This window comes from Corynebacterium ulcerans (assembly GCF_000767685.1).
Lineage (GTDB): Bacteria > Actinomycetota > Actinomycetes > Mycobacteriales > Mycobacteriaceae > Corynebacterium > Corynebacterium ulcerans.
Genome location: NZ_CP009622.1, coordinates 1,816,040 through 1,836,574, shown reverse-complemented (window position 1 = coordinate 1,836,574; position 20,535 = coordinate 1,816,040). Strand labels below are relative to the sequence as shown.

General features: G+C 55.6%; 14 protein-coding genes. 11 read left to right on the top strand and 3 right to left on the bottom strand.

The features are described from left to right. The first annotated feature begins 64 nt into the window (after window positions 1–64). Both pabB and clpX read left to right on the top strand, forming a co-directional pair. Window positions 65–2,866, top strand: coding sequence for an aminodeoxychorismate synthase component I (gene pabB / locus CULFRC11_RS08295; protein WP_023636121.1), 2,802 nt, complete (start codon window positions 65–67; stop codon window positions 2,864–2,866). A 162-nt stretch (window positions 2,867–3,028) separates the two neighbouring features. After that, the gene (clpX, locus tag CULFRC11_RS08290) at window positions 3,029–4,315 is read left to right on the top strand and encodes an ATP-dependent Clp protease ATP-binding subunit ClpX (RefSeq protein WP_038620741.1); all 1,287 of its coding nucleotides are present in this window, start codon (window positions 3,029–3,031) and stop codon (window positions 4,313–4,315) included. A 60-nt stretch (window positions 4,316–4,375) separates the two neighbouring features. Here the strand turns inward: clpX and CULFRC11_RS08285 are convergent, their stop codons facing one another. Beyond that, window positions 4,376–5,134, bottom strand: coding sequence for a TetR/AcrR family transcriptional regulator (locus CULFRC11_RS08285; RefSeq protein ID WP_013912104.1), 759 nt, complete (start codon window positions 5,132–5,134; stop codon window positions 4,376–4,378). 615 nt (window positions 5,135–5,749) lie between these two features. Here CULFRC11_RS08285 and CULFRC11_RS08280 point away from each other — a divergent pair. From CULFRC11_RS08280 to CULFRC11_RS08265, 4 genes are all read left to right on the top strand, one after another. Further along, window positions 5,750–6,730, top strand: a complete 981-nt coding sequence (locus CULFRC11_RS08280; protein WP_023636119.1) for a malate dehydrogenase — start codon at window positions 5,750–5,752, stop codon at window positions 6,728–6,730. A gap of 165 nt (window positions 6,731–6,895) precedes the next feature. Continuing rightward, window positions 6,896–9,631: a valine--tRNA ligase gene (locus tag CULFRC11_RS08275; protein WP_038621021.1), complete on the top strand. Its 2,736-nt coding sequence runs from the start codon at window positions 6,896–6,898 to the stop codon at window positions 9,629–9,631. Next, on the top strand, window positions 9,632–11,194 hold the full coding sequence (folC, locus tag CULFRC11_RS08270; protein ID WP_023636117.1) for a bifunctional tetrahydrofolate synthase/dihydrofolate synthase: 1,563 nt from the start codon (window positions 9,632–9,634) through the stop codon (window positions 11,192–11,194). Continuing rightward, the gene (locus CULFRC11_RS08265) at window positions 11,191–11,619 is read left to right on the top strand and encodes a DUF4233 domain-containing protein (RefSeq protein WP_023636116.1); all 429 of its coding nucleotides are present in this window, start codon (window positions 11,191–11,193) and stop codon (window positions 11,617–11,619) included. The genes folC and CULFRC11_RS08265 overlap by 4 nt, the downstream gene beginning before the upstream one ends. 25 nt (window positions 11,620–11,644) lie before the next feature. Here the strand turns inward: CULFRC11_RS08265 and CULFRC11_RS08260 are convergent, their stop codons facing one another. After that, the gene (locus CULFRC11_RS08260) at window positions 11,645–12,595 is read right to left on the bottom strand and encodes an ornithine cyclodeaminase family protein (RefSeq protein WP_023636115.1); all 951 of its coding nucleotides are present in this window, start codon (window positions 12,593–12,595) and stop codon (window positions 11,645–11,647) included. Window positions 12,596–12,692: 97 nt separating this feature from the next. Between CULFRC11_RS08260 and ndk the strand changes: the two genes are divergently transcribed. Continuing rightward, the gene (gene ndk, locus CULFRC11_RS08255) at window positions 12,693–13,103 is read left to right on the top strand and encodes a nucleoside-diphosphate kinase (protein WP_029974871.1); all 411 of its coding nucleotides are present in this window, start codon (window positions 12,693–12,695) and stop codon (window positions 13,101–13,103) included. Between the two features lie 200 nt (window positions 13,104–13,303). Here ndk and CULFRC11_RS08250 read toward each other — a convergent pair whose 3' ends face one another. Then, a complete protein-coding gene (locus tag CULFRC11_RS08250; RefSeq protein WP_038620736.1) occupies window positions 13,304–14,005 on the bottom strand; it encodes a hypothetical protein in 702 nt (233 codons plus the stop codon). A gap of 423 nt (window positions 14,006–14,428) precedes the next feature. Between CULFRC11_RS08250 and CULFRC11_RS08245 the strand changes: the two genes are divergently transcribed. The 4 genes from CULFRC11_RS08245 to obgE all read left to right on the top strand — a co-directional run bounded on the left by CULFRC11_RS08245 (window position 14,429) and on the right by obgE (window position 20,475). Next, on the top strand, window positions 14,429–17,812 hold the full coding sequence (locus CULFRC11_RS08245) for a translation initiation factor IF-2 N-terminal domain-containing protein (RefSeq protein WP_038620734.1): 3,384 nt from the start codon (window positions 14,429–14,431) through the stop codon (window positions 17,810–17,812). A 232-nt stretch (window positions 17,813–18,044) separates the two neighbouring features. Next, window positions 18,045–18,350, top strand: a complete 306-nt coding sequence (gene rplU / locus CULFRC11_RS08240; protein ID WP_013912095.1) for a 50S ribosomal protein L21 — start codon at window positions 18,045–18,047, stop codon at window positions 18,348–18,350. A gap of 39 nt (window positions 18,351–18,389) precedes the next feature. After that, window positions 18,390–18,656: a 50S ribosomal protein L27 gene (rpmA, locus tag CULFRC11_RS08235; RefSeq protein WP_013242446.1), complete on the top strand. Its 267-nt coding sequence runs from the start codon at window positions 18,390–18,392 to the stop codon at window positions 18,654–18,656. A gap of 292 nt (window positions 18,657–18,948) precedes the next feature. Further along, entirely contained in the window at window positions 18,949–20,475 is a 1,527-nt protein-coding gene (obgE, locus tag CULFRC11_RS08230; protein ID WP_013912094.1) for a GTPase ObgE, read from the top strand. The last annotated feature ends 60 nt before the right edge of the window (window positions 20,476–20,535 follow it).

The following is a 20,535-nucleotide window of genomic DNA, read 5'->3' as shown; positions in this document are numbered from 1 at the left end:
TTAAAGAAGTCCCCGCTGTACCCTAAATTATTGGTGCTGCGGGGACTTTGCCATAATCGGGAGAGTGATTACACCTGCTTGCGATGCGAGGGGACGTCGAGAAGCTAGCGGCGAGCCCGAGAAGACTGCTCTCCGCGTTTTAGTTATCGATAATTACGATTCTTTTACGTACAACATCGTGGACTACCTTGCACGTTGCGGGGCTTCGGTCACGGTGATGCGTAACGACGCCCCCCTGGATATCAATCGCATCAGTAAGCAGGGCAGCGCGTCCCCTGATGCCTTTGACGCGGTCGTGATTTCCCCAGGACCTGGCACACCCAGCATTCCTTCAGACCTGGGAATTTCTGCTGTGGCATTGGAACATTCGGAGGTTCCGGTGCTAGGGGTATGTCTGGGCATGCAGGCAATGGCTTATGTTGAGGGGGGAAAGGTAGAAAAAGCGCCCGAGCCGGTCCATGGCAGGGAAGACACAATCTGGGTGACGTCCACCGGACCGCTGTGGGAAAAAATCGCGGATTCTTTTACTGTGGTGCGCTACCACTCGCTCGTGGTCACCGACGTCCCCGATTGCATGCGAGTGACCGCGAGGAATGCTGAGGGGCTTGTTATGGCCCTAGAACACAGGACAAAACCGTGGTGGGGGGTGCAATTCCACCCGGAGTCCATAGGCAGCCAATATGGTGAGCAGCTCATTGCTAACTTTGTGGGGATCGCGGCACAGCATGTGCATCGATCCCGTGGGGAAAGCTCGGAGGCACAGCAGTGCGAAACTGCCCATGCCTCCCATAGGTCTGTTGTGGTGCGCGAGTCAGCCGTCCCAGAGGGCGTAGGACCCGTTGATATTTTTGCTGCTCTCGGTGGACAGGGCGTGCTGGTGGAGTTCGAGGGTAAAAGCATCATTGCACCTCATGATGGTGGGGAGATAATTGATTCCCTCGATGCCTTGTCTCTGAGCATGGACGCATGCCCGCAGGTGCACGTTGAGAGCAACGATGGCGCGATCCCTGCGGCACTACCAGGATGGTTCGGCTACGTGGGCTATGAGGCGAACCATTCTGACTTTGGTCCGCAGGCACAGGCACAAGCTCCCGTACTCGGTGAAGCACTAAAAATGTTTTTTGCTGAGCGGATTGTGGTCATCGAGCGAGGCCGTTTGCAGCTGGTAGCGCTTGCCCCACACAACGATTGCGAGACACAAGAAGTCATAGAGTGGTGTGACGCTACGATGGCGCAGATACAAGCTGCGTCCCCCGTGGGGCCTTTTGACCCTTGTGCGGTGGGGCGACTGCGAGTGCGGGAATCGCGACGGAAGTATCTGCACAGTATCGCTGAGATTCAAGAGCTCATTAGTCAGGGCTCAACGTATGAGGTGTGCCTGACCACCCAGCTGGAAGCGCCCATTGACGGTGACTTTGATGGTCCTGCGGCGTATCGACGCCTCACAGAGATCGCTCCGGCCCCCATGCGTTCGCTGCTTGTTCTAGGTGATACCCACGTGGTGAGCTCGTCACCGGAGCGATTTTTAAAGATGAGCCAAGGGGTGGTCTCTTCAGAGCCGATCAAAGGCACTCGCGCGCGGTGTCAAGACGAGAAAAAAGACGCCGACATGCGGCACGACTTGGCCACGAATAAGAAAGACCGCGCAGAAAACCTCATGATTGTGGATTTAGTGCGCAATGATCTTGCACATGTCTGCGAATACGGCAGCGTACGGGTAGACGAGTTGTGCCAAGTAAAGACTTTTTCCAGAGCACATCAGCTGGTCTCCACTGTCAGCGGGAAAGTGAGAGAGTCTGCAACCCCCGTGGATGTGATCCGCGCGGCTTTCCCCGGCGGCTCAATGACGGGTGCTCCCAAGTATAGGACGATGGAGATTATCGCTGAGCTGGAAGGACACCCACGCGGGGTCTATTCCGGGGCGGTCGGCTTTATCTCCGTGGACGGGAGCATGGATCTGGCAATGACGATCCGTACCGCGGTTGTGCAAGGGCAGCGTCTGAGCTATGGGGTAGGGGGCGCCATTATCGCGTTATCGAACGCCGACGCGGAATGGGATGAGATAGTCACAAAGTCTGCGCCGTTGTTGAGCCTGGGTGCGCAAGGATTTCCCCATGAAGAGCTTCTGGAGTTTGATGGCGCCAGGCTACAACCGGCACTCCAAACACAACCTCCGACGGTGATTGATTCCTTTTTGCTTATCGACGGCCACGCCCGCGGCTTTGACTCCCATTGCCGGCGCTTCCGCACCAGTTGTCTCGCGCTGCAGACGGCGCGAGAAGAAGAGATCGATAGATTCTTAGCCGCCGTCAAGCGAGAGCTTCCTCTGCATGGGGAGTGGTTTCCTCGCTTGGAAAGCCTTCCTGGCGGCACGCTGCGCGTGCGGTTTAGGCCTGCGCCGAAGCGTCGAGAAGCTACGACCCTGACCACCGTGATGGTGCAGCCTGGGAAGATCCAACATCCGACCATAAAAGGGCCCGACCTGCCTGAACTGTTAAGGATCAAAAATGCAGTGCCCACCGACGATGCTGTGCTCGTTTCCCCACGGGGAGTACATGAGACGACCACGGCGGCACTCATGGCCTGGAAAGATAATGAACTTGTGTCCATGCGGGCAGAACGCCTGGACTCAGTGACCGAGCACATGGTGATAGAGATTGCTCGGGAATTAGGGTATCGAGTGGCCCAGAAAACGTATGATCGCTCGGCGCTTCACGGCGTTGAGCTGTGGGTTGTCAATGCGTTGCACGGAATTTCTCGGGTGAGTGAGCTTGATGGTGAGCCAGTGCCGTGCGATACCCAACGACTAGCGCGATTCCGTCATATGCTGGACGGCAAACAACAGCCATTAATCGGAGAAAACTAAGGGATAATTCTGCTACGGTGGATTGTCTTGTGCCTTGGGGTAAAAAGGCGCTGGGCGCGTACGAGCCCGTTAGTTTGACGTACCCGCTAAAGTGAAGGACAGTCGATTACTAATCCGTTTGGCCGCTGACGGCTGGGAAGAATTGAGAGCTTCAACCTCACCATGACACGTATGCAAGAAAGCGCTGACCTGCTCAAATGCTCCTTCTGTGGAAAGAGTCAGAAGCAGGTAAAGAAGCTGATCGCGGGTGGCGGAGTTTATATCTGCGACGAATGTATCGAACTATGCAATGAGATCATCGAGGAAGAGCTCAGCACTGCTGCTGAGGAGAAGAAGGACGAGGGCACTAAGTTGCCGCGCCCTTCGGAGATTTCCGCGTTCCTTGATAAGTATGTGATTGGGCAAGACGACGCTAAACGAATCCTGTCTGTGGCGGTGTATAACCACTACAAACGGGTGCGTGCTGAAGAATCTCGTGTTCTGAGCACGCGGAAAAATAAAGACGACGAGACAGAGCTGCAAAAGTCCAACATTTTGATGCTTGGGCCAACGGGCTCTGGAAAGACGTATCTGGCACAGACCTTGGCTAGGCTTCTCGACGTCCCCTTCGCCATCGCAGACGCCACGTCACTGACCGAGGCCGGCTATGTGGGTGAAGACGTAGAGAATATTCTTTTGAAGTTGTTGCAGGCCGCAGAGTTTGATGTCCAGCGTGCACAACGGGGAATTATCTATGTCGATGAGGTAGATAAGATTTCTCGGAAGTCTGATAATCCGTCTATTACACGAGATGTGTCCGGTGAGGGCGTGCAGCAGGCATTGCTCAAGATTCTTGAGGGGACAGTGGCTTCCATTCCACCGCAAGGCGGACGCAAGCACCCCAATCAGGACTTTATCCAGCTGGACACCTCAAACATTTTGTTTATCGTCGCAGGTGCCTTTGCCGGTTTAGAGAAGGTTATTGAGGAACGTCGCGGCAAAAAGGGGATTGGTTTTGGCGCCGAGCTGACTTCCAAAGAAGATATCGACGAGATCGACGTATTCAAAGAAGTCCTGCCAGAAGACCTAGTTAAGTTTGGTCTGATTCCGGAGTTCATCGGACGATTGCCGATCGTTGCCACCGTGGGGAATTTGGACCAAAGATCTCTGGTCAAAGTGCTCACCGAGCCTAAAAATTCTCTGGTAAAGCAGTATCAGCGTCTTTTTGAGATGGATGGGGTGGCTCTGGAATTTGATGATGATGCCCTTGAGATCATTGCTGACCTGGCAATAGAGCGTGGCACCGGCGCACGCGGGCTGCGAGCCATCATGGAAGAACTTCTGGTCCCTGTTATGTATGACATTCCGGACCTAGAAGATGTGGGAGTGGTCACGGTGACTGCGGCATCGGTGCGAGGAGAAGAGGCTCCACAGATGTCTGAACAAGCTGGAGAAGAAAAGACTGCGTAAAAAAGGATGAAAAAAGGCGGTTCCACGGGATAGTGGAACCGCCTTTGAGATACTGATTATTTAAGAAAATGGGTCTGCGTCGACTTGGTAGGAGGCTTCCTCCATGTTGCGTGTGATCGAATCACTGGGGGCCGTCGACGTGAGGTAACTGACGTCATCAGAACCTTTGAGGTTTGATGTGAGGAATGCCAAAACCGCGTCGACTGCCAGACGTGCCATACCTTGAGTGTTGTCCTCATCCATCATGTCTACGCTGTAGAGGTTGAGCGTAGTGGAGCGAGAATTGACTCGGAAAACCGCTAGCGAGGCGATGAGGGTGAACACATCCTGTGCGGAGATCCCAGGGCGGAATGCGCCGGCGTCTTGTCCCAACATGAGCAATTTGTCTAGCTGAAGCATGATGGAAGACTGATCGGAGAGTGGGCTCGCCTCTGCGATTTTGCCAAAGTGATGCAGGTTTTCCATCTGCAAAATACGGATAGATTCTGGGTGCATGACATAGGTTCGGAAAACAGCTTCCACGACTTTGCGGACTCCATCGACAGGAACAGGAGTTTCTAGCTGCATTTCCTCCGCTGATGGCCTGAGCCTGCGGACTGCTTCTTCCAAACATCTGCGATAAAGACCCTTCTTATCACCAAAGTGATAATGGATCATTCGTTTAGACATCCCGGATTGCTTTGCGATTGCTTCAAGCTTGGCGTCGGAGAAACCGAGTTCGGAGAACATCTCTAGAGCAATTGCAAGCACCGTCTGCGGGGAGACCTCTGGCGTATTATCTACCGACGTATTCTCGATGTGATCCACAGTGCCATTCACGATGTACTCCTATCTCGAACAATGACGTCGAGGACTGATGCATGGGCCGATTAATCCTCGCGAAATATATAGATAAATTAGTGATATTTTTAACTGTTTCCTCCATAAAGATGATCTGCCTTATGACAGTTTGAACGCAGAACGCAGGTTAACCTAGCGGTGGAAACGACAACTTTTAGGGGAAGTAAGAGAAAAACATTACCCCTCGTGGCTAAAGATAGTCGAAAAGTGCTGGGTTTCACTGTTAAAGACTATTCGGGGTTAACGTCTCTGGCTTTTTGGGGGTGTTTGAGATGTTTTATCCGCGTCCTTCTCGATGGTGCTCCAGCGCCGTTGTCGGCGAAACGTGGCTAAAAATGCACTTTCGGGGGTAAAGTAAACCGATTAAAAAGAGTGTTGAAATTCACATGTGATCATTGTCTTGTGTGGGTGACCTGCGTAAACGATGAGCCGACAGGCAAAAAAGTGGCATTACCATTACTCTTGAGGGTGGTATTTGACGTAGTTCACAGCCGTGCAAAGTAAATGCTTAGTGCCACCGTGGGGTGGGTGCAGTCGTGCGGTGTGAGCGTCGAATAAAGCTAGGTTCTTTATTTGTAAGGAGTACAACTCACGATGAATCACGCTGTGAAGAAGATCGCTGTCACTGGTGCGGCTGGGCAGATTGCCTATTCTTTGCTGTGGCGTATCGCCAATGGCGATGTGTATGGCAAGGACACCCCAATTGAGCTTCAGCTTCTTGAGATCCCTCAGGCAATCGGTGGCGCTGAGGGCGTGGCAATGGAATTGCTTGACTCGGCCTTCCCACTTTTGAAGAACATCACCGTGACTGACTCCGCCGATGTTGCTTTCGATGGTACGAATGCTGCATTCCTTGTGGGCGCAAAGCCGCGAGGAAAAGGGGAGGAACGGGCTGCACTGCTAACCGCTAACGGTAAGATTTTTGGCCCACAGGGCGACGCTTTGAACCGCAACGCCGCCGATGACATCCGCGTCTTGGTCGTAGGAAACCCTGCCAACACCAACGCCCTGATTGCACAGTCTGCCGCTAAAGACATCCCCGCTGACCGTTTCAATGCAATGATGCGTTTGGATCATAACCGCGGTATCTCCCAGCTTGCGGATAAGATTAACCGCGATAAGAACGGGATTGAGAACTTTGTTGTGTGGGGTAACCACTCAGCAGGTCAGTTCCCGGACATTGCTTATGCAACCGTGGACGGAGAAAAGCTGGCTGACTTGGTTGATGATGTATGGTACCGAGACGAGTTCATTCCTCGAGTGGCTAAGCGCGGCGCTGAGATCATTGAAGTCCGCGGAAAGTCTTCGGCAGCTTCGGCTGCGTCCTCGGCAATCGATCATATGCATGACTGGATCAATGGAACGGAAGGCCAGTGGCGTACGGCCGCTATCCCTTCGGATGGTTCCTATGGCGTCCCAGAGGGCCTTATCTTCGGTTTCCCGACTATCGCTGAAGGCGGCGAATGGAAGATCGTCGATGGCCTTGAGCTCTCGGACTTCCAGAAGGAAAGTATCGCTCGTAACGTGAAAGAGCTCGAAGAGGAGCGCGCGGCTGTCGCCGACTTGCTGAAGTAGCCCCTCTAAAAGCCTTATCCAAAATAATGCTCCCGACAGAGCCTTGTGTGGCTCTTGGATCGGGGGCATTTTTGGTTTTATAGATTCGGTGAATAAGGAGAGCGGGGAAGGTCCGAGAGCTACCTAAAAACCCCAGCGTGAAGTGTGCTTGGTGCTAACGCTAAGATGGTCGACGTGACTGCGAATAATGAGAATGCAAACCGCGCTGACCGCCTCCCCGCGAGCTGGGATCCCCAAGCTCATGAGCAGGAGCTTTATCAAAGCTGGGTGGATGCTGGCTACTTCACCGCTAACACCTCTAGCTCCAAGCCGCCGTTCTCTATTGTGCTTCCTCCGCCAAACGTAACTGGCCAGCTCCATATGGGCCATGCTTTGGACCATACGCTGATGGACTCCATCGCTCGACGCAAGAGGATGCAAGGCTTTGAAGTCTTGTGGCTGCCGGGTATGGATCACGCTGGAATCGCGACTCAGACCAAAGTCGAGGCCATGCTCAAGGAAAAAGAGGGCAAGAGCCGGTGGGACTATGACCGCGAAGAATTCATCGGCCATGTCTGGAACTGGAAAAACGAGTACGGCGGAACTATCGGTAAGCAGATGCGAGCTATCGGCGATTCCGTCGATTGGTCCCGCGAGCGCTTTACCCTTGATGAGGGCCTCTCGCGCGCAGTTCAAACTATTTTCAAGCAGATGTATGACCGCGGGATGATTTATCAGGCCAATCGCCTGGTTAACTGGTCACCGGTCCTGGAGACCGCTGTCTCCGACATTGAGGTCGTGTACAAGGATGTTGAAGGCGAGCTTGTCTCCATCCGGTATGGATCCCTGGATGATTCCGAGCCACACGTCATCGTTGCCACCACGCGCGTGGAGACCATGCTGGGTGACGTCGCAGTGGCTGTGCACCCAGAGGATGAGCGCTACAAGGACCTGGTAGGCACCTCGTTGCCACACCCGTTTATTGCGGATCGGCAGATGATCGTAGTCGCTGATGATTACGTTGACCCAGAGTTTGGTACCGGCGCAGTCAAGATCACTCCGGCGCATGACCCGAACGATTACGCGCTTGGTTTGCGCCACAACCTTGATATGCCAACCATTATGGACTCGACCGGCCATATCGCAGGTACGGGAACACAGTTTGATGGAATGGATCGGGCGGAGGCTCGCGTCAAGATCCGCGAGGCGCTTGCGGAGCAAGGGCGCATCGTTAAGGAAATTCGCCCGTATGTGCACTCGGTAGGGCATTCAGAGCGTTCGGGTGAAGCCATTGAGCCGCGTTTGTCCCTCCAGTGGTTTGTCAGTGTGGAAGAACTCGCCGCTATGGCTGGCGACGCCGTACGCCAAGGTGATACGGTCATCCACCCCAAGTCTGCAGAGCCGCGTTACTTTGAGTGGGTTGATGACATGCACGATTGGTGCATTTCGCGTCAGCTGTGGTGGGGTCATCGCATTCCGATTTGGTACGGCCCTGAGGACGCTAACGGACAGCGAGACATCGTGTGTGTGGGGCCCGATGAGCAGGCGCCCGAGGGATACACGCAGGATCCTGACGTCCTGGACACCTGGTTTAGCTCGGCTTTGTGGCCGTTCTCCACGATGGGCTGGCCAGAAAAGACTCCTGAGCTGGAAAAATTCTATCCAACCTCGGTTCTGGTTACTGCCTATGACATCTTGTTCTTCTGGGTGGCCCGCATGATGATGTTTGGCACTCTTGCTGCTGAGACCACCCCGGAGCTTCTTGGGGAAGGTCGCGATGGTCGTCCGCAGGTACCTTTTACGGACCTTTTCCTGCATGGTCTTGTTCGCGACGAACACGGGCGCAAGATGAGTAAATCTCTGGGCAACGGCATCGATCCTATGGACTGGGTGGAACGTTTTGGTGCTGATGCGTTGCGTTTTACCCTTGCCCGTGGCGCCAACCCCGGCGTCGACCTGCCCGTTGGTGAAGACTCCGCACAGAGCTCCCGCAACTTTGCTACCAAGCTCTACAACGCCACCAAATTTGCGCTCATGAATGGCGCACGCGTGGGCGAGCTTCCTGCCCGCGAGGAGCTAAGCGACGCCGACCGGTGGATCCTCGACCGCCTTGAGCAGGTCCGCGCGCAGGTAGATTCTTATTTTGATGCGTATCAGTTTGCTAAGGGAAATGAGGCCCTCTACCAGTTCACCTGGGGAGAGTTCTGCGACTGGTACCTGGAGTTTGCCAAGGTGCAGATTCCACGTGATATTGACTCCGCTACTCCGGAGGAGCGTCGTCGTGGCGAGAACACTCAGATCGTGCTGGGGCAAGTACTGGACGCTGTACTGCGTATGCTGCATCCCGCCATGCCGTTCGTTACGGAAGTCCTGTGGAAAGCTCTGACCGATGGCGAGTCCCTCAACGTAGCGGCATGGCCCACCGAGGCGGAAACAAACGGCGGCGCGCTTATCGACGCCACCGCTGCTCGTCGCATAGCTGATGTGGAGAAGCTCGTCACCGAGGTACGCCGCTTCCGCTCAGACCAGGGCGTCAAGCCGTCCCAGAAGGTGCCCGCTCGCGTGGACTTTAACGCCTGTGACCTAGCAGAACAGGAAAGCATTGTGCGCTCCTTGGTTCGTCTTGAGGCCCCTGCGGAGGACTTCGCGGCGTCGGCAAGCATTGAAGTGCGCTTGTCGCAGGCCACGGTTGTGGTTTCGCTGGATACCTCCGGAACCGTGGATAAGGTTGCTGAGCGTAAGCGCCTAGAGAAGGATTTGGCAGCGGCAACCAAGGAATTGGAGACCACCGCTAAGAAACTCGGCAACGAGGCGTTCTTGTCCAAGGCTCCTGAGGCAGTGGTAGAGAAAATCCGTAACCGCCAGAAGATCGCAGAAGAAGAGGTGGCGCGTATCAACGCCCGCCTTGAGGAGCTGAACTAAGTGGTTGACCAGCAGCATTCACATGATGAGGGTGAGCTTGAGCGCACCATTGACGAGACTCTGCACGAGGAGCTTGCCACCCTTGGCATGGGGGAAGTGAAACTCAGCGAGGATGGACTATCCCTACCCATCGCCATGCACGCTGAAGCCAACGCGCCGGAATCCCGCGAGATCACCCCGGAAGACCTCGCATCGCTGGCGCTGGTAGAGGCCGAGCTGGATCAACGGTGGTCGGAGGTCAAGATTGACCCAACACTTGACAGAGTAGAACTCCTCATGGATCTGCTGGGAAATCCCGAACGTGCATTCAACACGATTCACGTTGCGGGAACTAACGGAAAAACGTCGACAGTGCGCATGATTGAGGCGCTTATGCGAGCTTTCCATCGTCGCACCGGGCGCACCACTAGCCCGCATTTGCAGCTGGTCACTGAGCGCATCGCCATCGACGGTGTGCCGATCCACCCACGGGAATACGTGCGGATATGGGAAGAAATCAAACCGTACGTGGAGATGGTGGACGCTAAGTCGGAGGAATCCGGCGGGCCTAAAATGAGCAAGTTTGAAGTGCTCACTGCTATGGCTTATGCGGCTTTTGCGGATGCGCCAGTAGACGTTGCTGTGGTTGAAGTCGGAATGGGCGGACGATGGGACGCCACGAACGTGATTAACGCCGATGTCGCTGTGGTCATGCCAGTAGGCCTTGACCACACAGACTTCCTGGGAGAGAGCATCGAGGAGATCGCCGCAGAGAAAGCGGGGATCATTAAATCTCGATGGGATATTGATGATCTACTCACGCCGCCGGACAACGTGGCGATCGTGGCGGAACAAGATCCCAAAGCCATGAACATAATCCTGGAACAAGCAGTGTCGGTGGATGCCTCCGTTGCTCGCGCAGGAGCCGAGTTTGGTGTGATTGAGTCCACCATTGCCGTGGGCGGGCAGCAACTAAGTATCCGCGGACTCGGTGGCGACTACACCGATATTTTCCTGCCACTATCCGGGGAACATCAAGCCCGCAACGCAGCCTGCGCTTTGGCCGCAGTAGAAGCGTTTTTTGGCGCAGGAGCAGGCCGGCAACTAGACCAAGACACAGTGCGCGAAGGTTTTGCCTCAGTGCAGTCGCCTGGGCGCTTGGAAAGAGTGCGTACTGCGCCAACAGTCTTCATCGATGCTGCCCACAATCCACACGGTGCTGCGGCACTTGGGGTGGCATTGGACAGGGATTTCGATTTCTCACGACTCATCGGAGTTGTGGCTGTACTCAGCGATAAAGATTATCGCGGTGTACTGCGGTCGCTTGAACCCTATCTTTCGGAAATCGTGGTGACCACGAACTCCTCGCCACGCGCACTCGACGCCGAGGAGCTTGCCGACGAAGCCCGAAACATCTTCGGCGAAGAACGCGTCCATGTGGCCTACAACCTGCCTGGTGCGGTCGAACTTGCCGTCGAACTGGCCGAGGATACCGATATTCAATCAGGTGCAGGCGTTATCATCACAGGTTCCGTTGTCACAGCGGGAGAGGCCCGAACCCTTTTTGGAAAGGAACCCGCATGACTCGCTCTTCCGATGAATCGATCGAATACGGGCCACTAGGCCCTGGGCACGAACCTGCCAAAGACCCGATGAAGGGTCTACGCGGCGTCATGGCCGGGACCATGATGATGCAAGCCATCTCCTTCTACCTTGTGCTTACCGTTATTTTGCGTGTTGATAACGGCATCCACTGGACAACCTTTAACTGGGTCTATGTCACCGCCGTGTCCACAGCGATGCTCATCTTGTCTTTCCTGCAAAAGAAACGCTGGGCTCTGAAAGCAAATATGGGCATTCAGGTGTTCGCACTCGCAGGATTTGTTGTGCATATTTCCATGGGCATCATGGCCGTCATTTATATTGCCGTGTGGTGGTACCTGCTGTACCTGCGCAAGAATCTCATTGAAAGAATGAAGCGCGGGTTGCTCACCACCCAGCACCTTTAACCCCGTGGGGAAACCAAGCAGGTTTCTACTGCGGGGTTTTCTCCATCAATCCGATGGCAACCGCAAGGTCTTGCCAACTCATCCCCGTTCCTTTGAAAATGCGCGGGCTGTGTGTCTCTGGATGGGCTGCGCCGGATACCAGCCCTCGGAGGTCAACCAGTCGCTCTGTGCTGAGGTGGCCTTCCTCAATAGCCATGATCACGTCACCGGCCTCACGCAGCGCAGTAGCAACATCTTCTACCACGACGAAGGCCTCCCGGAAGAGATCTCCGGGAAGTTCGCGAGCGTCTGCTTCGTGCGAGCCCATGGCCACGATAATGGCATGGCGTGGCACATCCGAGGCCTCAAATAACGGGGTGCGTGCAGACGTCGCGCACACGATGATGTCTGCAGAACGAACATCCGCCGCCTCGCCAGCACGGGCAGGGATGCCTTGTTCTTGCAGTTTCCCCACGGAGGAAGCAACCGAGGAGGGGGTCCGGCCGACGATTGCTACGTCGGAAAGCGTGCATAGCGCGGCAAAGGCCTCCGCATGCCCCAGGCCTTGGGGGCCGGTGCCAAAGACCACGAGGCGTCGAGGGGCGTCGGATTCTTGATCAGTCAGTAATAGCTCGGTGGCTAGGGCGGACACCGCTGGTGTGCGTAGGGTGGTGAGGGCTTGGCCGTCGATAAGGGCGCAGATCTGTAGGGTCTCTGGTTCCATCAGCACGTAGGTCGCGTGAATGCGGGGGAGACCGCGTTGTGCATTGTCGGGAGCAAGTGACGCGACCTTAGTGCCAGCCCAGCCGTCGATCACCGAGGGCATGACAAGGAGCTGACCGGCTGGTGTGGGAAGGACGAGGCGGGCTGGGTCTTCAGCAGGATCAAAAGAAGTGCTGAGTGCACGTTTAAGTAAGCGGCGGGCTTTCTCCGGGGAGATAAGACGGTTAATGTCCGTGGCTGTAAAGGCACGGGGCTGGCTGGGGGAGTTGACCATGTTTTCTCCTTATAACGTGTGCACCATCTGCGGGAGATCTTTTTCTTAGAGCGTCAAAAGTACTTGGAATTGCCAGGAATTGGCTAGAGTGTGTTCCATGACTGAACGTACCCTGATTCTGATCAAGCCGGACGGCGTCGAGCGCGGTCTGGTCGGAGAAATCATCGCCCGTATCGAGCGCAAAGGCCTCAAACTCAGTGCATTGGATCTGCGCGTTGCAGACACTGAAACAGCCGAGAAGCACTACGCAGAGCATGCAGATAAGCCATTTTTTGGCGAGCTCGTTGAGTTCATCACTTCTGCGCCTCTGGTTGCTGGAGTCGTTGAGGGGCCGCGTGCCATCGAGGCGTGGCGTCAGCTCGCAGGTGGTACTGACCCTGTGTCCAAGGCTACGCCCGGCACCATCCGTGGGGATTTTGCCCTTGAGATGTCAGCCAATGTTGTCCACGGCTCTGATTCCCCTGAATCTGCCGAGCGCGAGATCGGTATTTGGTTCCCGAACCTCTAAACGTCCTGGGAGCGCTTAAAGGCTTCTAAAAAAACAAGGAAACCGGCACATCGTGCCGGTTTTACGCATTTTTGGGTGCGATCTTGGGGCGAGAATGTCGTTTTTGAGAACACAAGAAATGCGCACGGGAGAACGTCCTGGGGTTTTGTGGGCTTAGCCCGGCTGGCGTTCTCAAAAACGACAATGAAGACGAAAAAGAGCTAGGTGGCGGTAGACGTGTGATCGCGTGAGGCCAGCGCGCAGCCGATAGGGGTGAGTTCTACGTACCAATCCTTTGGGTTTGTGGGGGATAACGCAGTAAAGGCGGTGATGATGCGGGCGTCGATGAGCGTGCGCACTGCGGAAGTAAGGTCTTCCAGAGGAATGCCCGAGATTTTGGCTAAGCTTCCGAGCTGCGCGCGCGAGCCATCTGCGGCACCAGCGGCGGCGAGAAGTTTCACGATCTGCACTTCCACGTGCCCGCGCGGGGGAAGGCTTGCCAGGGTTGCGGAGTCGACGTCCTTGCCGTGCTGCGCAATGAGAGCTTTGTTTTTAGACAAAGCATCCGTGTGGCTTAAGAAGAGGAATGGCGCGAGTGCTGTGCATAGAGCAAACGTGATAGCGGGGTGGATATCTCGCAGGAGAGGTGAAACCCATATAGGAAGAACAATGAGGATCCCTAGTGTTCCACCGCGTAACGCTCGGTTAACAGCATTATCGCTGACGTTGTCGATATGAATCCTGTGAAGCGCATAGCGTGGGTGCCTCAGGGCTTTGAATAGCAGCAGCCTCAGAAGAACTATGACTCCCACTGCCGAGAACCATCGCCCGTAGATAAACAGGGTTGCTATCGCACCGACAGCGAGTGAACCCACCAGATAGTGCCACCAGGGTGTGGTAGAAAGTGAGGTAGAGCAGGGCATATAGTCACGTCCTACGCGGAGAATAGGGGCTCTGCGGAAAATGTAGTTACGCTAATAGTGTAGAGCACTGCGTATATGGCGACACTGGATAGCATATGTGCTATGCGGGGGATTGGGTCGTTTGGGGGACTGCCTCACCCATGTTTTGCTGATGGTGTGCCAGAATGAACAGCGTGGGTGTAATCGTTCGCTTCACCCGTGGTCGTGAGAGATGAATCGTGGGATGTCCGCGTATAACAAGGCCGCGGTGTGTGAAACGCTGAGCTAGCCCCATAGAAGAACGAAGCTTATAACTAAAAAATCGAGTCCCTGCATGTCTGTGCGGCGGCGACGGCCTGTGTGTTTGGCGGATAACGCTGGTAGGGCTGTCAGCGCCCGGATTGTGGCAGTGCGATGTCGAAGAGACATTTGAGGAGAAGATCCGTGGCTGAAGGAACCACAAAAAAAGCGCCTGCGCGCCGAGCAACACGAAAGACCGCTGAGAAGCCTGCGGCGCCGGAGGTTACAGCGGTACCTATTGATCGTGACGCAATCGGCGAACGGATCAGGGTACATGCGCTCGCTAAATTAGCGTCGGTGAGTTCGCGCGAGTTTATCGCCACTCTTGCCACGCTAGGGCTAACCAAGGTTGCGCAATCGACGCTGACCCGCGAAGAAGCTTTAAAGCTTCTCGACGCCCACCACATCGACACCTACTCAGCCGAAGAAAAGCTGCGCCATCGGGTGGAGAAGAACGTGGAAAATGAGATCCACCAGATTGAGGAAAAAGTCGAGCGCGAACTTAATCCCGACGCTGAGGCAGCCAAGCTGGATGATCCGGAAGAATCCGAGAAACTGCGCCGACGGATAGAAAAGAACGTGGAAAATGAGATCCACCAGATCGAGGAAAAGGTCGAGCGCGAACTGCAAGACCGAGAGGCTGCACAAGCAGAATCTGCATCGGAGACTCCTGCAGATAGAGCAGTAGAAGATCTGGTTGTGGTGGTCACCGAGGATGAGGTAGCGGAGCTTCTTGCGGATATTGAGCCGGAGATTACACCTGCTCCCGCGTCGGAGCGGGCTGTACCTGCTTTCCCCACGCCGTTGTTCATCGCGCCGACCCCGGCAGAAGAATTGGAAACTCATGCCGACGAAGCCATAGAGGACGATGAGGAATCCGCGCAGTCGCGCCGTCGTCGCCGTGGTCGCCGGGGCACTGGGAGGGGAAAGAAGACTGAGGCTGAGGACATTTCCGTCGCCGAGGACTGTGAAGAATTGCTGGACGGTGAGGACTCAGACGTTGAAGAGCCCAAGGAACTGATCACCGAACCGGTAGCGATCAAGGGGTCTACCCGCCTTGAGGCGCAGCGTCGCCGTCGTGCGGAAATGCGAGAAGAATCGCGCAATAAACGCCACATCGTTTCTGAGGCGGAGTTCTTAGCACGCCGGGAATCTGTAAAACGCACCATGATTGTGCGCGAGCGTGAGCGCAGCGACCACCCCGGAGCGGTGACTCAGGTGGGTGTTTTGGAAGATGATCTGCTCGTCGAGCACTTTGTTACCAGCGATACGCAGTCGTCAATGATCGGCAATATATATCTGGGACGTGTCCAAAATGTGTTGCCGAGCATGGAGGCCGCGTTTATCGATATCGGAAAAGGTCGCAACGGAGTTCTCTACGCAGGCGAGGTGGACTGGCGTGCTGCCGGCTTGGGCGGTCGGGGACGTCGTATTGAGCAGGCCTTAAAATCTGGCGATCAGGTGCTTGTTCAGGTGTCCAAGGACCCTGCAGGACACAAGGGTGCGCGACTGACCACCCAGATTTCCTTCGCTGGGCGTTATTTGGTGTACGTGCCCAATGGGCGTAGCGCGGGTATTTCTCGCAAGCTTCCTGCCACAGAGCGCAAGCGGTTGAAGAACATCCTCAAAGAGGTGGTGCCTAAAGATGGCGGAGCTATCATCCGCACTGCCGCGGAGAACGTTTCTGCAGAGGCTATTGCTGCGGATGTGAATCGACTGCACAAGCTGTGGAACCAGATTCAGGAGCTCACGGAGAAAGAGAAGAACTCCAAGGGAGCTAAGCCGGTCACCATGTATGAAGAGCCCAACATGCTGGTGAAAGTGGTGCGCGATCTTTTCAACGAGGACTTCTCTGAGCTGATTGTCGACGGCGACCGCGCGTGGAATACCGTTCACGCTTATATTCAGTCGGTGGCCCCTGAGCTGCATGATCGCTTGGTCAAGTTTGATCGTGAGGCGCATGATGGCCGCGATGCATTTGAAGTGCACCGCGTAGACGAGCAGCTGCATAAGGCACTGTCGCGGAAGGTGTGGCTTCCTTCCGGTGGAACCTTGGTGATCGATCGTACGGAAGCGATGACGGTCATCGATGTGAACACCGGAAAATTCACCGGTGCTGGCGGTAACCTCGAAGAAACCGTGACGCGTAATAATCTTGAGGCTGCGGAAGAGATCGTCAGACAGATGAGGTTGCGCGATCTTGGTGGCATGATCGTCGTGGACTTCATCGACATGGTGCTCTCCGAAAATCAGGATTTGGTGCTGCGCCGACTCACCGAGGCGCTGGGGCGTGACCGGACACGTCACCAAATTTCTGAGGTGACGTCGTTAGGCCTTGTGCAAATGACTCGAAAGCGGCTTGGCACGGGCTTGCTGGAGACTTTTGCCACGGAATGTGAGCACTGTGAGGGTCGTGGCGTGATCATCCACGATGACCCGGTAGAGGCCGGTGTCTCGGATACCGCTATTGAGAAATCCTCGCGTGCCCGTTCTGGAAGGAACAACGCAGCCCGCGATCGTGGGGTTGCCCACCAAGATCCGGCGCGGCACCCTGCAGCTGTAGCAATGCAGCATCATGAAGAGGACACCTCTGACGCTGATAACCGCACCAGCATCGATGATCTTGCAGCGGCTGTTGTGATTGATGACGCAGAGCTGGAGAAGGTCGTAAAGGCCGTGGCAGGTAGCGCTGAGGAATCTACGCCAGCAGAGCCCGTCAAAGAGAAGAAGGGACGCAGGCGGCGTCGTGGCTTGCGTAACGCCAAGCGCAAGGACAAGGGCGCAACAGACGATGTTATGGGCATCGTTGACGCGGCTTTGGACCGGGCCTTTGAGGAAGATCCCGACGAGCCCTCGGGCGCCGATCATTTGCCACTAGCAGACAACAAGCTCAGCCGCAGCACTACTGTCACTTATGAAGAAGCGCTGGCTGCGTTTGAAGCTTCGCCACGGAGAAAGCGTGCGGTGCGCGGAAACTCCACATCGGATCATGCTCCGAAGCCAGAGGACTTTAAGCATATCGACGCCATCGTGGCCCCTGAAGTAGAAGCGCCTGCGGATGAGGACTCTGAGGAAATCTCTGCAAGTAGCCGCCGTCGCTCACGTCGTGTTGCTAGGAAGCGTAACGACGCTCGGAAGGTTGCGGAAACTGCAGAACAACCAGACGCTGCAGATGATGCTGACTCAACAGACACCTCGACAGGCACCGTGAAGGTAGATTCCCCACGGGGGAGGCGCGGACGCCGACGTGCCGTGCGCAAGAAACTCCAGGAAACAAGCCTCGACAACTCGACTAGCAGCGCTGCGGTAGAAGAATCGCCCGCGAGCGCTCGACGGCGTCGGCGCGCGGTGCGTAAAGCCCTGGGGAAATCCTCGGCGAAAACACCACGTAAGTCTGTTATCGGTGAGGAATCTTCCGGTGTGTATGTGAAAGGTGAGGCTGGACTGGACGTGGGTGGCGCATCATCTGCGGGTCGGGGACGTCGACGCGTGGCGCGTCGGGTGACCACGGCGGCAAAGAGAAACTAACGTATTTGTTTTTTCCGAGCTGTTAAGGGTAGTCTTTGACAGTCGCTGTTTTAAAGCGATCTACTATGCGCATGTCCTGCATCGAGAGGCTGATATATCACCTCAATCAATGCGGGGCGAGGTAGTACGCGTGAGTGGATGCTTTAGAACAGAAATGTAATCACGTAAGTCCAATTCAGATGCTTCGCTTTGAGGCGTCTGAGCCGAGTATCAGATAAGGGGTAGCCCTCGTATGTACGCGATCGTCAAGACCGGCGGCAAGCAGTACAAGGTTGCCGAAGGTGACTTCGTCAAGGTCGAGAAGATCGAGGGTGAGCCGGGTTCGTCCGTGGCTCTCACCCCCGTCCTGCTCGTCGATGGCGCTAATGTGACCACAAAGGCAGCTGACCTCGCTAAGGTGAGCGTCAATGCTGAGATCGTCGAGCACACCAAAGGCCCGAAGATCAAGATCCTGAAGTACAAGAACAAGACCGGCTACAAGAAGCGCCAGGGTCACCGTCAGAAGCTGACCGTGGTCAAGGTCACCGGTATTAAGTAAGCCTCGCGGCTCGCATTTTCCTAAAGGAGGGAAAACCACATGGCACACAAGAAGGGCGCGTCTAGCTCCAGCAACGGTCGTGACTCTGAGGCAAAGCGCCTTGGTGTTAAGCGATTCGGTGGCCAGCAGGTCAACGCCGGCGAGATCCTCGTTCGCCAGCGTGGCACCAAGTTCCACCCAGGTGAGAACGTCGGTCGCGGTGGCGACGACACTCTGTTCGCACTGAAGGCTGGCGCTGTGGAGTTCATTACCAAGCGTAACCGTCGTATGGTCAACATCGTTGAGAACGAGACCGTAGACGCTTAAGTCTTAATATTTCTGGAGGTGTTCAGATTATGTCTGGATACCGCCAGGAAAACAGATAAAGTGTGCAACTTTGCAACTTTGTCTTTGCCCGACTGCACCTGCTCCATGCACTGCGGTCGGGCGTTTTTCTTTTCCACCCCCTGCGATGTCTTAAGCACTTGCTAGGATCAGTCTGCATAGGCTCGCTCCTAACGGCGATGCGTGCGGCGAGCTGGGGGCGTCGAAAAGCTCACAGCATTGTGGCTTAGCGGCGCGCATAAACTTTGGACCTAATTTAGGAAGGTATCCACTCATGGCACGATTCGTGGACCGAGTTGTTCTGCACCTTGAAGCCGGCGATGGCGGTAACGGATGTGCCTCAGTGCACCGCGAGAAGTTTAAGCCGCTTGGCGGCCCAGACGGCGGTAACGGTGGGCACGGCGGCGATATCGTGCTTGAGGTTTCTAACCAGGTGCACACCCTCCTTGATCTTCATTATCGCCCCAACCTTAAGGCAAAGCGCGGTGCAAACGGCGCCGGCGACCACCGGAACGGTGCACGCGGCGATGATCTCGTGCTTGAGGTGCCTGCAGGAACAGTGGTCCTTGCGCAAAATGGCGAGACTCTTGCGGATCTCACGTCTCCCGGTATGAAGTTCGTGGCGGCAAAGGGCGGATTTGGCGGGCTTGGTAACGCGGCGTTGGCTTCGGCGGCTCGCAAGGCACCGGGCTTTGCTCTGAAGGGGGAGCCAGGCGAGGTTCACGATGTAATCCTAGAACTTAAATCCATGGCAGACGTGGGCCTGGTGGGATTCCCCAGCGCGGGTAAGTCTTCCTTGATTTCTGTGCTTTCCGCCGCAAAACCGAAGATCGGTGACTACCCATTTACCACTTTGCAACCCAACCTTGGAGTGGTGGAGGTAGGCCACGATACCTTTACCATCGCTGATGTCCCGGGTCTGATCCCCGGTGCCTCAGAGGGCAAAGGCCTAGGCTTGGACTTCCTGCGCCATATCGAGCGCACTGCGGTTCTTGCTCACGTGGTGGATGCAGCGACCATGGAACCAGGGCGCGATCCGATTTCAGACATTGAAGCGCTGGAGACCGAGCTTGCTGCGTATCAATCTGCGTTGGATGATGACACAGGATTGGGCGATCTGCGCGATCGTCCTCGTATCGTGATCCTGAACAAAGTGGACATACCGGATGCTCTAGAGCTGGCAGAATTCCTCAAAGAAGATATTGAAGAGAAATTCGGATGGCCGGTGTTTATCATCTCTGCTGTGGCACGTAAGGGGCTGGATCCGCTGCGCTATAAGCTGCTGGAGATCGTGCAAGAGGATCGTCGTAAGCGTCCGAAGCAGAAGTATGAAGAGCGCATCGTGGTGCGTCCTCAGGCCGTGGACTCCCGTAAAAAGAAGAAGGACTTTGAGATTATCGAAGATCCTGACGTGGAGAACGGCTACGTTGTATTGGGTGAGAAGCCCGAACGCTGGATCATCCAGACGGACTTTGAAAACGATGAGGCCGTGGGCTACCTAGCAGACCGTCTCGCCCGCATGGGCGTGGAAGACGAGCTGTTCAAAAAGGGAGCACGGCCTGGTTGTACCGTGAGCATCGGCGAGGTGTCCTTTGAATGGGAGCCAACCACTGCCGCTGGCGTAGAGGTGACCATGTCCGGACGCGGAACAGACATGCGCTTGGACAAGAACACCCGTATGTCCGCGTCCGAGCGCAAACGTGCCTCGCAGGTGCGCCGTGGTCTTATCGATGAGTTCGACTTTGGTGAGGGGCAGGAAGTCACCCGTGAGTCCGCCAACCGCGACAGGTGGCAGGGCTAGCTTTCTGAGGCTCTAACTCCAAGGGGAATCAAAAGTGCGATTCCCCACGGGCTACACTAG